The organism is Desulfopila sp. IMCC35008 (genome assembly GCF_010646885.2).
GTDB lineage: Bacteria > Desulfobacterota > Desulfobulbia > Desulfobulbales > Desulfocapsaceae > Desulfopila.
Genome location: NZ_CP050700.1, coordinates 856,655 through 875,155, shown reverse-complemented (window position 1 = coordinate 875,155; position 18,501 = coordinate 856,655). Strand labels below are relative to the sequence as shown.

The following is an 18,501-nucleotide window of genomic DNA, read 5'->3' as shown; positions in this document are numbered from 1 at the left end:
AATTGATTAATTAGCTAACGGCTGGCATCACCGGCGGCTAAAAGCCGTCTGGTGTATGCCTTTGTTTGATCATATTTTCAAGTTAGAGCCCCCTCCTCTCAAACCAAAAGAACAAAGAAATCGTTCCCGCCCAAAAGCTTGGAATTATGACCCATAATGATACACTCAGGGCTTCCTGTAATCCGATCTTGCCGAAGTCTTTCCACGCAAGTACTGTCGATTTAAAGAAGGGATACAGTTCTGCATAGAGTGCTGCCCCTGCCACCATACCTATTATGGCAAACACAGCATGCCAGCGGCCTTCTCCTAACGCGCCCAGGGATGTGCCAGGGCAGAAGCCCATTATTGCCCATCCTGAACCGAACAAAGCGCCTCCAATCAACACGCCACCAATATTCATTGACTTGTGGCTCAAGGTAATGATCTCAAAGTTCGAGAGCATGAGTATCCCTGCCATTCCCACCAGAATTGCCGAAAGCATGAATTTTAATATTGTCATGTCCGTCAACAACATTGCTCCAACTTGCTTATCGAAGCGAAGAACACGACCTTTCTGGAGTAAAAATCCAAATAATACGCCTGTGACTAGGCCCAGCCATTGACCATTATTCATGACACCCTCCTTCTATAAACTATTCGAGCAACCAAAACACCTACACCGAAAAACATCGCCAAAGCCACAAAAGAACTTACCGACAATTGCATCATGCCACTAAGACCATGCCCACTTGGACAGCCAGAGGCCAGACGAGCGCCTATCATGGCAATAATCCCACCCACAATTGCCCCGACTGCTCGTTTTCCAATCGATGGGCCAAATCGTTTCTTCCAGGTAGAAGGGACACTCTCCAACCGGAAGCTCTTATCCATTTTGGATGAAATAAAGGCTCCAAGGACAATCCCTAAAACCAGCATGAACTGCCAATCAACATGGACCTTTGTTTTCGTGTAATATTCGTTTGACAGCACATGATCTGTTGCAACTGTTCGCTCCAAAATACCTGCAGCCCGAACGAACGTAGTAGACGCTCCCAGGTAACTGCTTTTCCCGAGTAATTCGGTGGTTGCAAAAACTGAAGCGATTGCCAAAAGACCTAAAAGGCCTCCGGCGAGGTAGGGGTTCCATCCTCCATCATCTGTTTTCCATTTCATTTTTAATCTCCTGTTTTGAGTTACGTTGCTTGAGATCGAGCGTCGCGATAACCTGCCGCATAAATATGTAAGATTAATGCCGGATTATCGTAGAACTTAGTGCGTACCGCATAATTTGGCTATACCGCCGATGTTTTTCGGTCAGCGCTTATGGCTTGTTAGGTCTAGTTTTCCTCATGCTACTGGCTCAAACAGATAGATTTCAGGTGCGTCATTGTCATACACTTGGCCACAAATATTTCTTTCAAAATAATTCGTTACCAATTCAACCTGTTTGCTTCCGAAATTTTTGAACAGGTCTGGTGCAAGAACGAAATTTTCACATTTCTTTAGGATCAGTTTGGAAATTAAGTAATTTTGATAATGCCCGGTAGCGTTGAAAATATGGTCGAACGCTTGAATAGCGCAATTTCGCTCGCTTGCGTAATAAGAAAAACGGCAACCGTGCATTCCCCTAGCGGAAAAACATTCAGTGTGACAAAACTTGGGCTGACCGGTTTCTTCTGATATAACCTCAGTGGAGAACATAGAATTCACAGCCAGACAGGGGGGCGCGTCCAATTCAATGACTCTATGTTTAATATCCTTGTGAGTACAGTTGATAGATGCATGTTCGTATCGCGCGCGGCAGAGTTCAATTAGCCAAGCTGAAATCATCTGTTCCATTGCCTGTTCCCCTGGTGCGCAAGGTACATCTTTTGGGTGTAGCCCTTCCTCGATACCACGCTGATAAGTAAGTTGAGTATCGATCGCGGATTTTCTTGTCGTATGTGCCTCCTTTAACACGGCTCTGTATGAGAGAAGAAACAAATGCTCATCGCTGCCTAGATCGATTCCATTGGTATCAAGCGGACGAAATAGATCTGCATCATGATCAGCGCAGAGTCCGGTGAACGTTGTTGCGTTGTTTCGCCCCACCAGCTGAAACTCGAACCTCGGAGGTTCATGGCGTGTAAGCACTAACTGGGGCATGACTACATGCCCGTCTTTGCAAAGGGATTCTAGCGTACCAGCGTTCTGCACTGAGTGAGCCCTAATTGCATCATTCTCGCAGCCGAGACCATCATAGAGGCAGAGCGAGTATGGCCGTTGCAGCTGTTTCATCATTTTGCCGAAGGTTCTGTTTCGTGCCTTTTCCATCAGCTACTATATTTGGGCCTAACAAGTTATTATCCGGTTTCTGGTAATCACCAGAAGCGGCTATCATTTGATTTCTTAATTTTGCCTATGATAGGCTTTCCTTAACTGCTAATCATGCTAATTTTCATGATAACAGGAAAGCGGATACTATCCACAGCATGATAATTAGATCTCCATCAGCAAAATTAATCATTTTATTTGATAGAGACAATAAGGTTGATAGATTCTCTTCAGGGACAAGCGTTATTGCAATGCTTGAGGCTAGCACTGGCAATGTCAAGTATTTAAGAAAACTATAAATTTTACAGTTCTTCCTGTGCAGGTGGCGGTGCGCCTGTCCGGTAAAAAGAGCTTGCTGGTTGTAAGAGGATTCTGGAGGAATACAGGAACAACGTAAACATGGCCAATTACCTCAAGCCTTCTCATTGGCATTACTAATCTTCAACTTGAAACTGGTTGATACGTAAAGATTACAATAATAGAGACCCGGTTAGCAATCTCGCAAACTGCCCTTAGTTGTTCATAAACCCACCACTTCTAGTGGTGGACCCGGATAGGTTCTACCGGTCCGGCGTAAAATAAAATAGGTTCTCCCTCCAGGAAAGCCCTGCGAGGCTAAGTAAGGAGGAAGAACCTATGCATGAATGGGAAAGTTCATCACACGTAAGGTGGGATTGCAAATACCATATAGTGGTCGTTCCGAAGTCTCACAAAAGAGTGTTGTACGGCCAAGTAAAAAAACTGGCTGGCGAAATTCTACGAGATCTATGTCGACAACGAGGAATGGAGTTGCTTGAAGGGCATTTGATGCAATACCATGTGCACATGTGCTTGCGTGTTCCACCGAAATTCAGCATAGCTTTTGAGATCGGTTTTTTGAAAGGCAAAAGCGCCGTGCGGATTCACCGTAGTATTGGTAACCGAAGAGTAACCGGTTTACATTTTTGGTCACGTGGCTACTGCGTAAGTACAGTTGTTTAGATGAAGCGACCATACGTAAATATATCCTTGAGCATGAGAATCATCAACAATCATTGTTTGAGTCAGAACTAAGAGCCCAGTGGGGCTTTCCTGCTGTAAACGCCCCCTTTTGGTGGGCTTAACTTGAGTCCTCCCGCTTTGCGGGAGGAGACTCACATGTGGTTAGCTATAAGTATTTTGTGATTTCATATATCACAGGGCGACCATAATTTTCCTGTCCGAAATGCAAAAGCAAAAAGGTGAAAAGGTAAACTTCATCGTTTCAAGTCAATCACCTCAAAAAAGAGCTAGGTTAAGACATTTCGCTCGCTCTTCTGCTGAAGTGTAACGTATGCAGTGAAACGAAAGCTGATTGGTGAACAGGTCCTTGAAATCCATAAATGGAAGGCCAGCGTGCAATCTTCTTACACTCAAAAAACACGCTACAACAATAACTTTTTAGTGCGGTATACGTGATTTCATCTAAAGACAAAAGCTGAGACTGCCGATAAAGGAGTTGAAACACCGCTACCGGCAATGAACTCAAGGAGGAGTAGACTGCTATGAAGATAGAAAGTAATCAAAGTCACAGTGCGCATGCCTACGGCCAAATCAAGCGACAACAACAGGCTCAGGCTGAGCAAACAAATACAGCCAAACCCTCAGATAGCATCGAGGATAAAGCCTCCACCCAGGCGACTTCCACTGACCGGCTAAACATCGGTGAGGCAAAAGGTGTTATCCGGCATCTTCAGGAAGGACACTATAAAGGTGTTGCTCAACTGCGTCTATCGATAGTCCACGCTGAACGATTTCAACAGGCTGCTTCCCAGGAAACCTCAGAGATACTGGAAGGAGAAGGTAAACAACTTACCACTGCGGTAAGAGATAAACTTGCCTCATTGTATCCCCCCCTCAACAACCCTGAGGATGTGGAATCCAGCACAGAGACTGAAGCACCTCTGGACGTGGAAGGTGCCATGAAAGCATTTGAAGAGGCCGTGACATCAGGTAAAGAAAGCTCTGAAAGCGGACAGCTAACCATCGAGACCTTCAGGGATATCTACAGCTCAGCATTTCAGGCCCTCCTAGATAAGCTTGAACCTGTCGATTCACAACCAGGAAACGATATCGCAGACCCTGTTCAAACCATGCCCGGCAATGAGGATGAGGGGAATGTAACCACGGATGAACTTGCAGAAGGCGGCACAACACAGCCACCCCAGGCAGCTGCAGATCTGGAGCAGGATCTGACAATTATCACCGCTGATTTGGATGCCCTGAAAGAGTGGTATAGTGGAGTCCTGGATAGCTCAATGGAAACGATACAAAATCAGGTCGCCTCGATATCAGCCCCCCCATTACCAAGCCAACCGGCAGGCAATGGTGCCGCCTATGAAAAATTCCTGGCAGTCTATGAAGAGCTTTACGGTACCAGCGAGCAACAACCGGACACCAATCCCCCGGGAGAAACTGGTACCATAGAGACTGAGGCCTAGCACACCACCATTAATCGTACTCTGGTTTCTTGGTTTCTATAAAAAAATTCAAGATTCTTGCAATAAAAAGGGTTTCAGCGAATGTGCTGAAACCCTTTTCTATTTATACTGGTGGGCGAGGCGCCTACATTGTTAATGTTTGGATCGCTCCTCGCAAAATGAACTGCGGGGTGCTTAAAGAGATAGAACGTTTTTCAATGGAGATTAGGTCATTGGAGAGTAAGGAATTTTCCTGTTCTCCTTCAGAGTCGTTTCACCCTCGGCGAACTCCACTTGGTAGAAATGCGTGCCCTCATCTTGACAGGAATAGTCTTTTGTCCTGTTTAGTGAAAGGGTTGACTACCTTTGTCCTGGCAATGTTAAATCTCGTGATCAATTGCAGAATCTCCTTATCTAAAAACATTATTTTTCCATCGATTTATGCATTGTCTACAAATGCCAAGTCAACTACTTGAAAAAGAGTTTTAGAGGGAGCAAAGCCCTTCTCTCGGGCCGACTAACCTAGATCCGTAGAAGTTGCAACGGTGACTTGAACAAGTTGAGAAGTGAGACCCCTATTTACTGCTAATTTAACAACATTAATCTTTCGGCTACTACTGTCAAAAGATCTCCTATTCCCTTGAACTAAACCCTTCTTCCAATGAAGGTCAGGTTTTGCTTGTACCTGAAAAATTTTAAGACTTATACATTTGGCGATCTTAAATGCTGAATCGGCCCTGGTATTCTATTTAACATTACCAGGAGATTGAATACCAGGGCCGATTTCAACTTAATAAATCCACTGTTCGAACAAGGCCATTTTGTAACCAGTCTGGCTTTTCTAGTGTGTTTGCAATTATAAATAGCTCAGTGTTAAGACAAACTGTGGCAATAAGAAATATTCTCTATTACTAAAGAATAATTTCTTGCCCGCCCCCCATACTTTCAGCTAATTTAAGTGCAAGATCCGCAGTGACTAAGTCCTGCACTGCTATACCAACAGATTTAAAAACAGTGACTTCCTCATCATCTTCTCTAGCGACAATATTGCCGGTTACAACTTCACCCAAATCACCGTGAATAATTTCATCTGAAAAAATACCCTCTTTGATAGGCTGTACAAGGTCGCCGGCTTCAGCAAGACACCCTTGTCTCTGATCAACAACAACTTTTGCCCTCTGTAGTGTCTGGGCTGGTATTTCTGCCATATCAGGACGATACGAACCAACACCGTTTATATGTGTTCCTCGTTTAATGTACACGTCATCAAAAACAGGTTTTGTGGAAGATGTGGAGGTGCAAATTATATCGGCCTCTGTCAGTTGCTCCGAGGATTGTGCAACAACTACTTTTATTCCAAGGTGCTTGGACATCCTGGCTGCAAAATCCTCTGCTCTTGCAATATCTAAATCAAACACATAGGCAGTAGTTATATCCCTGACACAGCATACCCCTTCCAATTGGGTTTCGCCCTGAGCGCCTGTCCCGATTATCGCAGCAATCTTCGCATTGTCTTTGGCCAATAGCTTCGTTGCAAGACCGGAAACGGCTCCTGTTCGCATGGCTGTTATAACTTCTCCATCCATCAAGGCTACAGGTGCTCCTGTAGAGGAGTCAAAGATCTGGACCATGGCATGAATAAACGGCAACCCTCTCGCAGGATTATCTCTATTGATAATTACAGTCTTTACCCCGACCCTGGATATGGATGAAGAGTATACCGGCATAAAAAGAGCGCCGCCGTTGTCTGGTTCCATATCGATGGCAGTTCTGAGCGGGACATCAACTTCTCTGCGGTAAAGTGCGGCAAAGGCATTACCCATGCTGTCAATACAGTCTTCCATCTTCAGTATATTTCTCAGGTCCTTACCCGAAAGAGCCTTTATCCTGTTTTCATTCATAATTTCCCCTAACGAAGTATAAAGCCATTTTTTAACGGGTCATCCGGGTCAATAAAAAACTGGGCCTTGCCATTCATCCAGGCTCTGCCTTCAACCTGCGGGATAACTGCATTGTGGGAACCAAAGGTCGTTTCCTCTACAACACTGCCAGTTAAGACAGAGCCAAGAATCGATTCAATGGTCATTTTCTGACCGACTCTTATGTCACCCTTGGCATGGTGGATAGCCACTCTACCGGCAACACCGGAGCCTGTGGATGATCTGTCCACCTCACCTTCAGCAAAAATACAAACGTTTCTGCTATCGATACCAGGGGTGATAGCCGGACCGGTGAAGATGGTACCGTAGAGAAAGGAGAGATCATTCTCATAGGGGTGGACGACAGGAAAGTTGTCCATCACCGCCTTTTTGACCGCACCGCCCACCTCGATAAGGTTTCTGTAATCGTCCGGAATCATTTTCACACCGCAGGATTCCGCATCAACATAGGCGTAAAATGCTCCACCAAAGCCTAAGTCAAAACTAATCTCTCCTAAGCCGGGAACCTTGACTTTCTGGTCGAGCATAGAGGCAAATGACGGGACGTTGTGAAACCTGACATTGATCACCTTGCCGTCCCTGCACTCTGCGTAAGAGGTAATTATGCCGGAGGGCACCTCAATTTTTAATACGGTTTCCGGGTACTGCATTTCAACAGCGCCGGTCTCAAGCATCACGGTGGTCATCGCTATAATAGCGTGGCCGCACATGGTGCTGTAACCTTCATTATGAATAAACAGTACAGAAAAATCCGTCCCTTCGGTACAGGGAGGCATTATGACGGCTCCGTATTGATCAGCGTGCCCCCTTGGCTCAAACATCAGGGCAGTTCTGAGATGATCGTAATTGTCCTTCATATACTGCCTTCGCTCAAGCACTGTCTTACCCATGATTTCAGGCAAGCCACTCAAGACTATCCTGAGGGGTTCTCCGCCAGTGTGGGCATCAAAGACTGAAATATTCATCCAATCCTCGGGAGGACTCCATTGTTCGATATGCTGGAGCTGTTTCTCAATGTTACTCATCAGAAGTTACCTTAAATACTGTTTGATCATTAGGTTATGATAAAAGCAAATGAACCCTGTTTGTCAGGGATAAATCCGCAGACCTTAATAAATTCCCTAGAAAACAAAATAGGGAGTAGTTGTAAAGTCATTGCTTTACAACATACTCCCTTGCAGAATTGACGAGAGCCTATTTCTTTTCCATCAATGCCTGGATGTTTTTAGCATTTCTTTCAAATTCACCGGCGATGAACTCATTTGTTGCTACGGTATCCAGGTAGGCAGGAGTCATTCCGAGCTTCTCCATGTCACCTACAAAACCTTCTGAGGAGGTTACCTTTGCAAGAGCTTCGGACAGTGTTGCCATAATGTCTTCCGGCAGATCACTTGGAGCTACGAGAGTTACAAACTGGCTGTAGAACACCTCTTTTCCGGATTTTGTTACAGGAGTAATTTCAGGAAACTTTGAAGATGCTTCCGGAGCAAGAATCGCCAACGCCTTAACATCATGCTTAGCCAATACTCCGGCGGTGGTGGTGTAAACTGCAACCCTGTCTGCTGCTATGGCCTGGAGAGCCCCTGCGTCGCCCTTAAAAGGAACGTGTTTTACATCCAGCTCAAAGCTTTTAAAGAGATCCTTACCGGCGAAATACGGAACACTTCCTGCACCGGCGGAGGCCCAGTGGAATTTACCCGGGTTCTCTTTCATATCGGAAACCATCTCGTCCAGAGTATTCCACTTAGCATCTTTGCGTACCAGCACCAGGTAAGGGTCATAGCTTGCCCTTCCGACAAACTTCAGGTCTTCCATCGGATTGTAAGGCAGTTTTCTCATATGCGGGTGCATTACCAGCGGTGCACTGGGGATTACTCCAAGAGTATACCCGTCCGGTTTGGCGGACACTACAGCTTTAACACCATTCATCCCCGAGGCCCCAACTATGTTCTTTGGTGCAACGGTTACGCCCAGCTCTTTTTCCATCTCTTTGGCAAGTACCCTGGCTACGATATCGGTCTCACCACCAGCACCAAAAGGAATTACAAAGGTCAGGGTTCTGCTTGGAAAGTCAGCAGCGAGAGAACTGCTGGCGGCAAATAGCAGTACCAGTGTGGTTAAAATAAGTTTTTTCATTTTTCATCTCCTGTACGGTTGAATTATCAGCTGCTCGATTTTCTGGCAGCAAGTAAAGTTGACTTCAAGATCGGCATGAGCAGGAACAGTGCAGCGACTGTAAAGAGTACGATGGCCAGTGGTGAAGAGCCTAAGTAAGCAGGTAATGACATATCCCCCTTGTAAATTGCCGCCTGGCTCATGTTGAATTCTAGCTGGGGACCAAGAACATAACCTATAAGTAAGGGAGTAATAGGAAACTCATAGAGGCGCATAGCAAAGGCCAGCAGACCGATAGCAAGAGCCACAGGAACATCAAAAAATACGCCGCTTGGAATATAAACACCCACCAGGGAACAGACGACTATCAGGCCGAGCAGTACCGGAGGTGGAAAATTAATGATCTTACCAAAGGCTCTGATCACAATGAGCGAGGCCGGAATTATGAGTAGATTGGCAATAATGAGTAGTATAAAGCAGGAGTAGACCACTTTTGGATTATCTACCATGAGTCTAACACCCGGTACAATGCCGTGTAATGTCATAGAGGCAAGCATCAGGGCCGTAGCGGGTTCTCCGGGTATACCTAGGGCTAGAGTCGGTATAAGTGCACCACCTGTAATGGCGTTGTTGGATGCTTCAGCTGCTATCAGCCCGTCCGGCTCGCCTTTACCGAAATTGTCACCCCGGGGGGAGAGTTTTTTAGCGGTTGTATAGCTGACAAAGGTTGACGCTGTTGCACCTACACCGGGAAGGATGCCAAGACCGATACCGATGGCCGAAGACCTGAACAGATTTGCAGTCCTGGTTTTCCACTCTTTAAGCTTTGGAAAAATAATCTTTTTACAGCTTACAGGAGTCTTGATTTTTTCAGCGCGAAGTTCGTGGATGCGTACGAACACCTCTGCTAAGGGGAATATTCCGACAACAACCGGCATAAGGGCAATTCCTCCGGCAAGATTTTCACTGCCGAAAAGAAATCTCATCTCACCGCTCACCGGATCATTACCGATTGTGGCCAAAAGAAGTCCACCAATTCCCATCAGGATTCCCTTTACCTGGTTCCCCTCAGATAAAGAGCTGATACAGGCAAGCCCCATACAGATCAGGCCGGTGATTTCAAGGGGACCACCGTATTTAAGGGAGAGGGCCGCGAGCTGTGGTGCAGCCAGCATAAGTGCCAGACAGGAGAGCAGTCCGCCCACAATGGAGGCTGATGTCACCCAACCCAGTGCCTGGGCTGCCTGCCCCTTTCTTGCCATGGGGTAACCGTCCATACCGGTAGCGGCGGACTGAGGGGTTCCCGGCGTATTTATCAGCACTGCGGAAATCGAACCGCCATATATTGATGAGCCGTAAACACCCATGAGCAATGCAATGGCTGATATTGGCTCAAGCTGGAGGGTGAAAGGAAGGCACACAACAATGGCTACACAAGTGCCAAGGCCAGGCATTGCCCCGATAATACATCCGAACACAACCCCGACAAAGAGGACAAAGACAACCTCCGGGGTAAAACTCATAGATAGCGATGCAACTATATCACTCAACATACTCTTCCCCTTATCCTAAAAGATCCAGGATGCCTCTCGGCATGGAAATATTCAGCAACTTCTCAAATACAAACCAGAACAGAAACGATATCAGCAGGGCAATTGGAACGATGACCTTGAAATTCCGCATGCCTTCATAGATGAAAAATGCCATGAGAAAAAGAAAGCTGGAAAGTGGTAGGCCGAGCACAGGAAAGAGGAAGAAATAGGTGCCGATCAATAGGGCTACCACAGAGAGTGCTTGTCTTGATTTTGAAATATCAATCAGGGTGAGAGACTCCTTTCCTGTGATAAAGTAGACAAGCGACACAAGCAACCAACCGTAAATCAACCAGGTGGGATACGCCATAGGCGTCATCACAAGTGAGTCATCCTGAAATCCAGGCTCAAAAGTCAGCGCTGAATAAAGAAAAACAAAACCAATCAGCATAAATACGAGTGCAGTGATCCTGTTTCTGTTGAAGAAATTCTGCATAAGGTCTCCTTTTCGAATGAACTCCTGCCTGAATGACAACTTTAGGCTACATGATATATTATGCACTGTCAATACTGTCTTGTCATTTTTTTATTTATTAATATATTCAAGATATTGTGCGCCACATGCCGGTTCGACATGATTTTCACGAGTTAATCAGTTGACATTCAATGTCACGTTAAGTATTGTCAAAACAGACCTATAGAAAAGGAGAACAAGATTGGACACAGCACAGAATATCATCACCGAGGAGCACAGAAAAGACCTGGAGCAGCTCCGCTCTTTCCTTACCAGCAGACCCCGTGATCTTCTTCTTCTTGAATTGTTGCTACAGAAAAACTGCACAACAAAAGCGATTCTGGAAATCCGGGTGAAAGATCTTTTCTCCTGTGAGGAAAATAAAAGTCTTTCTTTAACAGAGAAAGGTGAAGGACCGACTATCACCCCGGCCATAAAGAACAGTTTCAATCAGCTCCTGATGCATGGCGACCTTGATCAGGAAGACTTCCTGTTCAAATCGAGAAAGGGCGACAAGCAGCTTACCACAACAAGCGTATCCCGGCTGATACGCACCTGGCTTCAAAAAACAGACCTTGAAAAATATAAAGGCTTATCTGACCTACGCCAAAAACTCGGCCCCATAGCACTGCCTGGCAACACAAGCGGTGGTAATGCAGATAGCAATCCGGCTTCTTTTGACTCCGTTGAACAGGAATCTATTAACCAGATCGTCTACAAGAAGCTTATTGCCAACATCATTTCCGGCTCGGTGCCACCGGGTCAGAGGCTCTCACCAAATAAAATCGCCGAGCAGATGCAGGTGAGCACTACCCCGGTTCGAGAGGCCTTAAGCCGCCTTGAGGCAAAGGGGTTTGTTACGCACCATGAAAATCGTGGCTGGCTTGCCTCTCAACTCTCCAGATCCAAATTCAAAGAGATTCTCCACATGAGGGTATTGCTCGAATGTGAAGCAATTTCCCTAGCAGCCACAAGACGTACAAAAGAGACCTTGAGAGACCTGGAAGAGGCACAACGTTATTACGAGCAGGTTGACCAGGAAAATGATCCAGTCAAGCTCTTTGATGCAAACAGAGTATTTCACATGCTTGCCTATCAGGATGCCGGCTCTACAATGATGCTGACCATGATAAATCAGCTCTGGGATTTAAGCAGTCCTTACTACCAGATTCTCTTTCGGCAATCCCTTGTTCCCAAACCGACAGCTGGTATTGATCATCATAGAAAAATCGTCCAGGCCTTATCAGACAACAATCCTGACGAGGCAAAATACTGGTTAAAAGAAGACATAACTAAACCGGTGGATTTTGTCCTGCGTCTCTTTGACATGTACGCAAAATCCATCGAGTAACAGACACAGGAGAGAGTAAATTATGGATAGTCAGATCATTACCCTACAGGAAGATAATTACAGGGACCACGTGCAGGCAAACGACTGCCTTGTTGTTTTTCATAAAAGCAAATGTCCTAACTGCAAGGTGCTGCTGAAGGTGATGGACAAGTGCAAGGCAAGCCACCCGGACATTGCAATGGCCTGCATCAACTCCGAGGAGAACGACGTGATAGTAAAAGAGCTGGAGGTGAGCCGGGTGCCGTCGATCCTTGTGTATAAAAAAGGTGATGTTGCTGCACGAAAGGCGGGGATTATGAAACCTATTGAGCTTGCAGAACTTTACTTAAGTGCGTGAGGTCCCGCCATGAAAAGTCAATATGATCTGGTTGTTATCGGCGGCGGAATTGCCGGTATGACCGCGGCAATCTACGGCGCCAGAAGCAATCTGAGCACCCTCGTTATTGAGCAGGAGGTGTGCGGGGGCCTGGCCAACTGGACCCATACGGTGGAAAACTTTCCCTCCCACCAATCCATAGGCGGCATGGATCTGATGGACAGCGTAAAGGATCAGATGCTCGCCCTGGGTGCCAATCTCATAGAAGTTGTTGAGATAGAGGGACTTGAGCTTGAAGGTGAGTTGAAAAAGATTTCCACCGATGAAGGGGATTTTTTTGCTCGTGCGGTGGTGCTTGCCATGGGCAGGAAACCAATCATGCTGCCGGTAGATACAGACTGGGATGAACATATCCACTACTGCTCGCTTTGTGACGGTAACTTTTACAAGGACAAGGACGTTGTGGTAGTGGGCGGCGGCAACAGCGCCTTTGATGAGAGTCTCTATCTTGAGGGTCTCGGAGTAAAGAGTATCACCATCGTAGAGGCGATGGAAAACTGCCCCGCCGCTGAGACCACCCAGCAGAAGGCGCTTGATACCGGCAAGTTCACAATTATGACCGGCACAAAGCTTACGGCTATTGAACCTCAGGGGAGTTCAGCCCTTGTTGATCTTGAAAATGTTGAATCAGGGGAAAAAGAACAGATCAAGACCGATGGCATGTTTGTTTTCATAGGCCAGAAACCGGCAACCGATTCCCTCAGTGAACAGATAAAAACGGATAAGTACGGTTATATCATGGTAACAGAGGATATGAACACCCCTATCCCCGGTGTTTTTGCGGCAGGAGACATAATCAGTAAAAGATACAGGCAGCTTACCACGGCAATGTCTGATGGAACCATCGCCGCCCTTGAGGCTCACAGATACTTATGCAGCTAAACATTGTGATCTGGGATCTCTACCCTGAACGTATTGCCCAGATCGACAAAAACCTGCATGTAGCGCTTAGAAATTTAGGTTTGAAGGGAACAATAACAAGTAACTCAGAACCCCCTTCACTTTTCAGGGCCAATATGTACAACCGGGTCCCGGCACTTGAGATCGAAGGGAACTTCTGGATATGTAAAAGCTCAACACCAAGTGTTGAAGACTGTACCCAACTTTTGAATAAAATTTGTAATACACCAATAAATCAACATAGTAGTCTCTTATCGGAGAAGGAAAAATGAAAGAACAGAAAAATGTTATTGTGGTCATGATGGATACCTTGCAGTTCAACTATCTTGGCGCCTATGGCAATGACTGGATCAAAACCCCGAATATTGACAAATTTGCCGACCAGGGTGTTGTTTTTGAAAACGCCTACACCGAAGGGTTGCCTACCGTACCGTGCCGCCGGGCAATGCTGACGGGAAGGTATACCCTGCCGGTTAAGGGCTGGTCCCAGCTCGATGTTAACGATACTACCATAGCAGACCTTTGTTGGGGACACCCGATTGACAGCGCCTTGGTCCACGACTCAGGTCCTTTCAGGCTGCCTAAATTCGGTTATTCCCGTGGTTTTGACAAGGTTCACTTCATCCACGGCCATGAAACCGATCATCAGTACTATGCACATGACGAACTGACAAGCCTGAAGGCGGAAGACTACTATGAGGATCATGTCCTGGAGTCGGCCGATGAGATTTTGGGTGAAAATGTTATGCAACCGATGCTCAATCAGGTTGAGTGCCACTTAAAAGAGCGTCAGTACTGGAAGTCCGATGAGGACCAGCATGTGGCCCAGGTAATGAAACAGGCAGTCAGCTATCTGGAAGATACAGACCCGAACAAATCCTTTATGCTCTGGATTGACAGCTTTGATCCGCACGAGCCATGGGATGCACCCTCTGTCTATGATCCGGACCTGAAGTGCATGTATGATCCTGACTATGAGGGCAAGGATATGTTTCTGCCAATCCAGGGTGATGTGGATGACCTGTACACCGAGGAAGAATTGCATCACATTCGTATGCTCTATGCGGAAAAGGTGACCATGTGCGACAAATGGTTTGGCTGGCTCCTGGATCAGGTACGAGCAATGGGACTTGATCAGAACACCACTATCATGCTGGTTTCCGATCACGGTTCACCCATGGGTAACGGAGAGCATGGCCACGGTTTGATGCGAAAATGCCGGCCATGGCCTTACGAGGAACTTGCCCACATCCCATTTATCCTGAGAGCCCCGGATGTTCCTGCCGGCAGAAGGGTGAAGAGCTTTGTGCAGTCATGTGATGTGGCACCCACCGTTATGGATGCGCTTGGTATAGGTGCTCACCCCACCATGCAGGGATTCAGCCTGCTGCCATTAGCAAAGGGTGAGGTGGAGAAGGTAAGGGACTTTGCTATTGCCGGCTACTTCAAGTTTTCCTGGTCGATCATCACAGATAAGTGGTCATACATCCACTGGTTGAAAGATGATGAAAAATCTATTGCGGATGCCCGTTTCGGTATCTACGGCTCAGGCCTTGCAGAGTCCACCGCCCACTTGAGAGAAGTTGCCAAGGCAAATGCGGTTGAGGACAGGGATACCGCTTTCTTAAACCGTGCCTATGAAGAGCATAAAAAACAGGCTACACTTGACGGTGAAGACCAGTGGACCTGCACCTCTGCAGCTTCCAGTGAGGTTCCTGAAAGAAATGAGCTTTATGATCGAGAGAAAGACCCGTTTCAGCTCAACAATATAGCAGCTGATAATCAGGACGTGGCTGAAGAACTCCTTGATGAGCTCCGCGTCTTCATGGCAGAACTAAGGGCATCTTAAAGAAATATTTTGTTCCAGCCACCTGCACGCCTTTTATGCATAGCAGGAAAGGTGTGCAGGTGTAATAATCCTATGGTGGTACGTTTGCCTACTCACGGAAAGCTTTACGTAACACACTATAACGACGAGTTTTTGTTTAACTCTAATGTGTTACATGGAAATCTTCAGACTTTCTCAATTGGGTAAGGTTTAGGTTGATAGAATAGAAATAGAATAGGGTTATCAATAGTTGCACTCCAGTGACATTCCAGCCTACATCGAAGTCTATTGCAATTATTGATAATCCTGAAGAACTGAAGTGCGTAGCGGATTACAACCGGAAGGATGGAGCTATGGGGATTGAATGGGGTTCTGGGTTACTGTTAAGTGATCCACAGTCACCGTTGAGAAGTGCGTATTCCATCTATTCCAATAAAAATTGATTTGTTTTCGCACAGATTTCTCTATATACCGTATAATTTCGGTTTTTCACTGGTCATTTGGTTGTCATTTTCACCTGTTCAAGACGCAGTTATCCTGTTTTTCCCACTGCCGGGGTAACTACGACCGCATGATCCTGTAATAAATAAAGCAAGCTTGGTTAGGAGGTATCGTCATAAACTGACCCTTCAATTGGCCTGAAATATACCATCTTCCCTTTATCGCACTGCGGGCAGCAGCAGATGTCAATGCCAGTTAAACGAAGCATCATCTCCTGAACGTTTTCTACCAGCGTTTTCTCGTATACGGTGGTTGCACCGATCAACGTACGAATCAACTTAATGCAGGTCTTCTTGTTGGCATGTGCCAGGAATCCGTAATATCGGATCTTGGTAAAGCCGTTTGGGAGCACATGTAGGAGAAAGCGCCGGATAAATTCTTCAGCGCTGAGTGTGAGCTCTTTTTCTTTATTTTCGTCACTGCGATCCCGATACCTGAATCGTATTCGGCCGTCATCGATTGCAACAATCCGATTGTTGGTGATGGCAACCCGGTGCGTATAGCGGCCCAAATATTCGAGCACCTGCTCCGGCCCTCCGAACGGCTGCTTGGCATAAGTAATCCATTGTTTGTCCCATAACGCTGCAAGTAGTTTCAGAAAATGTTTCTCATTGCTATACATCTCCGTTTTACCATAGAAGGACAGGCTGTTTTTACGATACGCTTTTTCCAGTTTATTCAGATATCTTCTCTGAAACTCTTTGGCCAGGGATTGCACCTTGAACAAATATTTTGTTCTGGCACCAATCCACTTTTTACGGTCATATGAAAGTGCTCCTGCCGGGATAATACATTGCAGGTGGTAGTGATCCATGAGTTTCTGATTCCATGTGTGGAGCACGGAGATGAAGCCAAGTTGGCCCTCAAGACGCCACTGTGGATCACGGGAGAAGGCCTGCAATGTTTCCTTGACCGCTGAAAACAGCATACCCAGCATGATTTTTTTATTGATCATGATAAAAGGATTAAGCTCGTGCGGTAACGTAAAGACATTGTGAAAATAGGAACAGGGCAGCAACTCAGCCTTCCTGTTATTGAGCCATTTTTCTTTGACCAGTGTCTGGCATTTTGGGCAGTGTCTGTCCCGGCAGGAGTTGTATGCGTTTTGCGTATGGCCGCAGTGATCGCAGGCTTCGATATGTCCGCCAAGTGCCGCGGTACAGCATATTTCAATGCGCTTCATTACCTTGAACTGCTGAGCGGTGATTATGTTCTCCTCCCAGAACCGTTTTCCATATCGTGCGAAGATATCGGCGAGTTCAGGCGTTCTGCTATTGTCTTTCATTTTCGCCCTCCTGTTGCTCGTCCATCAGATCGAGTGGACTTTTAAGCTGGACGTAACGGGCTGGAACCAGATGCAGATAGATCGTGGTTGTTTCTATGGTATTGTGGCCAAGCAGTTGGCTGATGGTATAGAGATCGTAACCTTTATAAAGGAGATGGGTAGCAGATAGGGAGCGGAGCGAGACTTCGAAGCTGTGCCGGAGGGTATGGAGGCTGCACTCTTTGGTTAAACCAATTTTTTTTTAGCGTCGTACAAAACCTGAGATACGGAAACATTCGTGATATGAGTTCCGGCCTTCTGCCCGGGGAACAACCAGTGCTTCGGGGAGTATTCAATCCAATAAGCCCTCAGTTCGTGCAGCAGATGTTTGGACAGTACCGTATAACGGTCTTTACGCCCCTTCCCCTGTTCCACACGGATCACCATCCGCGACGGGTCGCTTTCGATATGTTCTGGCTTGAGACGTATTGCTTCCCCGACCCTGAGCCCGGCACTGTATATGGTCTTGAGCAGAACTCTATGCTTGAGGTTGTCGATGCAGTTAAGGAGCCTGTTGACTTCTTCCATGGACAGTACTGCCGGTAGTTTTCTTCCCATTGGTCGCGGTGGTAAACCAAAACGATCATCAACTTCCCGTCCACAGATATGGCGATAGAAATAGGTAATACCGGCGAGATAGGCCTTGCATGACGAATGAGCCAGTTTCTTTTCAAGCAGCAGATGGCGAAAGTATTCCCGGACCTGATCGTTACTCAGATGCTCCGGGGACGTATCGTAGTGTTTGGCCAGACATCTGACTCCGCTAATGTACCCCTTCTGGGTCTGCTTGCTGAGCTGGTAAATTTCCATGTGGTCGATGAGTTTCTTCTTGATTGGATTAGGCATGATCTACCTCCCTGCTGTTGAGATGAATAGACGTGGTACTGCTTATTTCTATTTATCAGAAAGGCGGGTATAGCAAAAATGATTAACTGAGAAGTGCCGGCCAAGTTGGGTTGTTGAGGTTACTGCAAGTGCTGGTTGTTGGTTTTTCTGCGGAGCATAGCGGAGCTGTTCAGTTCTTCCTGTGCACCTCCCGCATGGATATACAGGAATCAGCCACATAATGAGCCATTATCTGCAAAGCTATTCTTTCATGACATTTTTGTTATCTGTAGACCTGATTTTGACAATTATGTGTAAGCTCCTGTGGCAAAAGTGCCTCCAACTCTTGCGAAACTTTTCGGATCGATAGCTGGTAAATTCAGGTGCATTCTGAAAGAATAAGAAAAATTAACCGGCAATGCCGGTTTTCATTTCGGCATGGTATAGATTTTGATACTTTGCCGCCAGCGTGTAAACTTCACCCGACGAGATGCATGTCTGATCCGCGGGTCCGTTCGTACGATTTTACATGAAGAAAAACCTGGGTGGTAGTACCAGTCGACAT

Annotated in this window: 15 protein-coding genes and 1 pseudogene; 6 read left to right on the top strand and 10 right to left on the bottom strand. The window is 46.4% G+C overall.

Annotated elements, in window-relative coordinates:
• Positions 1 to 82: 82 nt before the first annotated feature.
• The 3 genes from GA520_RS03920 to GA520_RS03910 form a co-directional block, all read right to left on the bottom strand.
• Entirely contained in the window at positions 83 to 613 is a 531-nt protein-coding gene (locus tag GA520_RS03920; protein WP_163337990.1) for a YeeE/YedE thiosulfate transporter family protein, read from the bottom strand.
• A complete protein-coding gene (locus tag GA520_RS03915) occupies positions 610 to 1,152 on the bottom strand; it encodes a YeeE/YedE thiosulfate transporter family protein (RefSeq protein ID WP_163337991.1) in 543 nt (180 codons plus the stop codon). Before GA520_RS03915 ends, GA520_RS03920 begins: the two co-directional genes overlap by 4 nt.
• A gap of 174 nt (positions 1,153 to 1,326) precedes the next feature.
• On the bottom strand, positions 1,327 to 2,292 hold the full coding sequence (locus GA520_RS03910) for a hypothetical protein (protein ID WP_163337992.1): 966 nt from the start codon (positions 2,290 to 2,292) through the stop codon (positions 1,327 to 1,329).
• Positions 2,293 to 2,928: 636 nt separating this feature from the next.
• On the opposite strand from GA520_RS03910, the gene tnpA reads away from it, so the two are divergent.
• Positions 2,929 to 3,273: an IS200/IS605 family transposase gene (gene tnpA, locus GA520_RS03905; protein ID WP_370362743.1), complete on the top strand. Its 345-nt coding sequence runs from the start codon at positions 2,929 to 2,931 to the stop codon at positions 3,271 to 3,273.
• Between the two features lie 542 nt (positions 3,274 to 3,815).
• Positions 3,816 to 4,751 carry a hypothetical protein gene (locus GA520_RS03900; RefSeq protein ID WP_163337993.1) on the top strand — a complete coding sequence of 312 codons (936 nt, stop codon included), beginning with the start codon at positions 3,816 to 3,818 and terminating at the stop codon, positions 4,749 to 4,751.
• Between the two features lie 890 nt (positions 4,752 to 5,641).
• On the opposite strand, the gene GA520_RS03895 is transcribed toward GA520_RS03900, so the two are convergent.
• From GA520_RS03895 to GA520_RS03875, 5 genes are all read right to left on the bottom strand, one after another.
• Complete coding sequence (locus tag GA520_RS03895; protein ID WP_163337994.1) at positions 5,642 to 6,631, bottom strand: ornithine cyclodeaminase family protein; 990 nt, start codon at positions 6,629 to 6,631, stop codon at positions 5,642 to 5,644.
• Positions 6,632 to 6,639: 8 nt separating this feature from the next.
• Complete coding sequence (locus GA520_RS03890; protein WP_163337995.1) at positions 6,640 to 7,695, bottom strand: proline racemase family protein; 1,056 nt, start codon at positions 7,693 to 7,695, stop codon at positions 6,640 to 6,642.
• Between the two features lie 169 nt (positions 7,696 to 7,864).
• Entirely contained in the window at positions 7,865 to 8,806 is a 942-nt protein-coding gene (locus GA520_RS03885; protein ID WP_163337996.1) for a tripartite tricarboxylate transporter substrate binding protein, read from the bottom strand.
• A gap of 26 nt (positions 8,807 to 8,832) precedes the next feature.
• Positions 8,833 to 10,338 (bottom strand): tripartite tricarboxylate transporter permease, encoded by a 1,506-nt coding sequence (locus GA520_RS03880; RefSeq protein ID WP_163337997.1) that lies wholly within the window; start codon positions 10,336 to 10,338, stop codon positions 8,833 to 8,835.
• A gap of 10 nt (positions 10,339 to 10,348) precedes the next feature.
• On the bottom strand, positions 10,349 to 10,813 hold the full coding sequence (locus GA520_RS03875) for a tripartite tricarboxylate transporter TctB family protein (RefSeq protein ID WP_163337998.1): 465 nt from the start codon (positions 10,811 to 10,813) through the stop codon (positions 10,349 to 10,351).
• A gap of 220 nt (positions 10,814 to 11,033) precedes the next feature.
• Here GA520_RS03875 and GA520_RS03870 point away from each other — a divergent pair, with 220 nt between their 5' ends.
• The 4 genes from GA520_RS03870 to GA520_RS03855 all read left to right on the top strand — a co-directional run bounded on the left by GA520_RS03870 (position 11,034) and on the right by GA520_RS03855 (position 15,307).
• Complete coding sequence (locus GA520_RS03870; protein WP_163337999.1) at positions 11,034 to 12,182, top strand: GntR family transcriptional regulator; 1,149 nt, start codon at positions 11,034 to 11,036, stop codon at positions 12,180 to 12,182.
• Between the two features lie 22 nt (positions 12,183 to 12,204).
• Entirely contained in the window at positions 12,205 to 12,519 is a 315-nt protein-coding gene (locus tag GA520_RS03865) for a thioredoxin family protein (protein WP_163338000.1), read from the top strand.
• Positions 12,520 to 12,528: 9 nt separating this feature from the next.
• Positions 12,529 to 13,440 (top strand): NAD(P)/FAD-dependent oxidoreductase, encoded by a 912-nt coding sequence (locus GA520_RS03860; RefSeq protein WP_163338001.1) that lies wholly within the window; start codon positions 12,529 to 12,531, stop codon positions 13,438 to 13,440.
• A gap of 286 nt (positions 13,441 to 13,726) precedes the next feature.
• Positions 13,727 to 15,307, top strand: a complete 1,581-nt coding sequence (locus tag GA520_RS03855; RefSeq protein ID WP_163338002.1) for a sulfatase — start codon at positions 13,727 to 13,729, stop codon at positions 15,305 to 15,307.
• 580 nt (positions 15,308 to 15,887) lie between these two features.
• On the opposite strand, the gene GA520_RS03850 is transcribed toward GA520_RS03855, so the two are convergent.
• Together GA520_RS03850 and GA520_RS03840 are read right to left on the bottom strand one after the other, a co-directional pair.
• Complete coding sequence (locus GA520_RS03850; protein ID WP_163338003.1) at positions 15,888 to 17,072, bottom strand: IS91 family transposase; 1,185 nt, start codon at positions 17,070 to 17,072, stop codon at positions 15,888 to 15,890.
• Positions 17,059 to 17,921, bottom strand: a pseudogene (locus GA520_RS03840) (tyrosine-type recombinase/integrase). Before GA520_RS03840 ends, GA520_RS03850 begins: the two are co-directional and overlap by 14 nt.
• Between the last annotated feature and the right edge of the window lie 580 nt (positions 17,922 to 18,501).

Bases quoted from the DNA above. Each gene is read 5' to 3' on its own strand.
- GA520_RS03885 (WP_163337996.1), bottom strand. From the start codon at position 8,806: ATGAAAAAACTTATTTTAACCACACTGGTACTGCTATTTGCCGCCAGC.
- GA520_RS03895 (WP_163337994.1), bottom strand. From the start codon at position 6,631: ATGAATGAAAACAGGATAAAGGCTCTTTCGGGTAAGGACCTGAGAAAT.
- GA520_RS03910 (WP_163337992.1), bottom strand. From the start codon at position 2,292: ATGGAAAAGGCACGAAACAGAACCTTCGGCAAAATGATGAAACAGCTG.
- GA520_RS03865 (WP_163338000.1), top strand. From the start codon at position 12,205: ATGGATAGTCAGATCATTACCCTACAGGAAGATAATTACAGGGACCAC.
- tnpA (WP_370362743.1), top strand. From the start codon at position 2,929: ATGCATGAATGGGAAAGTTCATCACACGTAAGGTGGGATTGCAAATAC.
- GA520_RS03875 (WP_163337998.1), bottom strand. From the start codon at position 10,813: ATGCAGAATTTCTTCAACAGAAACAGGATCACTGCACTCGTATTTATG.
- GA520_RS03855 (WP_163338002.1), top strand. From the start codon at position 13,727: ATGAAAGAACAGAAAAATGTTATTGTGGTCATGATGGATACCTTGCAG.
- GA520_RS03920 (WP_163337990.1), bottom strand. From the start codon at position 613: ATGAATAATGGTCAATGGCTGGGCCTAGTCACAGGCGTATTATTTGGA.
- GA520_RS03900 (WP_163337993.1), top strand. From the start codon at position 3,816: ATGAAGATAGAAAGTAATCAAAGTCACAGTGCGCATGCCTACGGCCAA.
- GA520_RS03915 (WP_163337991.1), bottom strand. From the start codon at position 1,152: ATGAAATGGAAAACAGATGATGGAGGATGGAACCCCTACCTCGCCGGA.
- GA520_RS03860 (WP_163338001.1), top strand. From the start codon at position 12,529: ATGAAAAGTCAATATGATCTGGTTGTTATCGGCGGCGGAATTGCCGGT.
- GA520_RS03890 (WP_163337995.1), bottom strand. From the start codon at position 7,695: ATGAGTAACATTGAGAAACAGCTCCAGCATATCGAACAATGGAGTCCT.
- GA520_RS03850 (WP_163338003.1), bottom strand. From the start codon at position 17,072: ATGAAAGACAATAGCAGAACGCCTGAACTCGCCGATATCTTCGCACGA.
- GA520_RS03880 (WP_163337997.1), bottom strand. From the start codon at position 10,338: ATGTTGAGTGATATAGTTGCATCGCTATCTATGAGTTTTACCCCGGAG.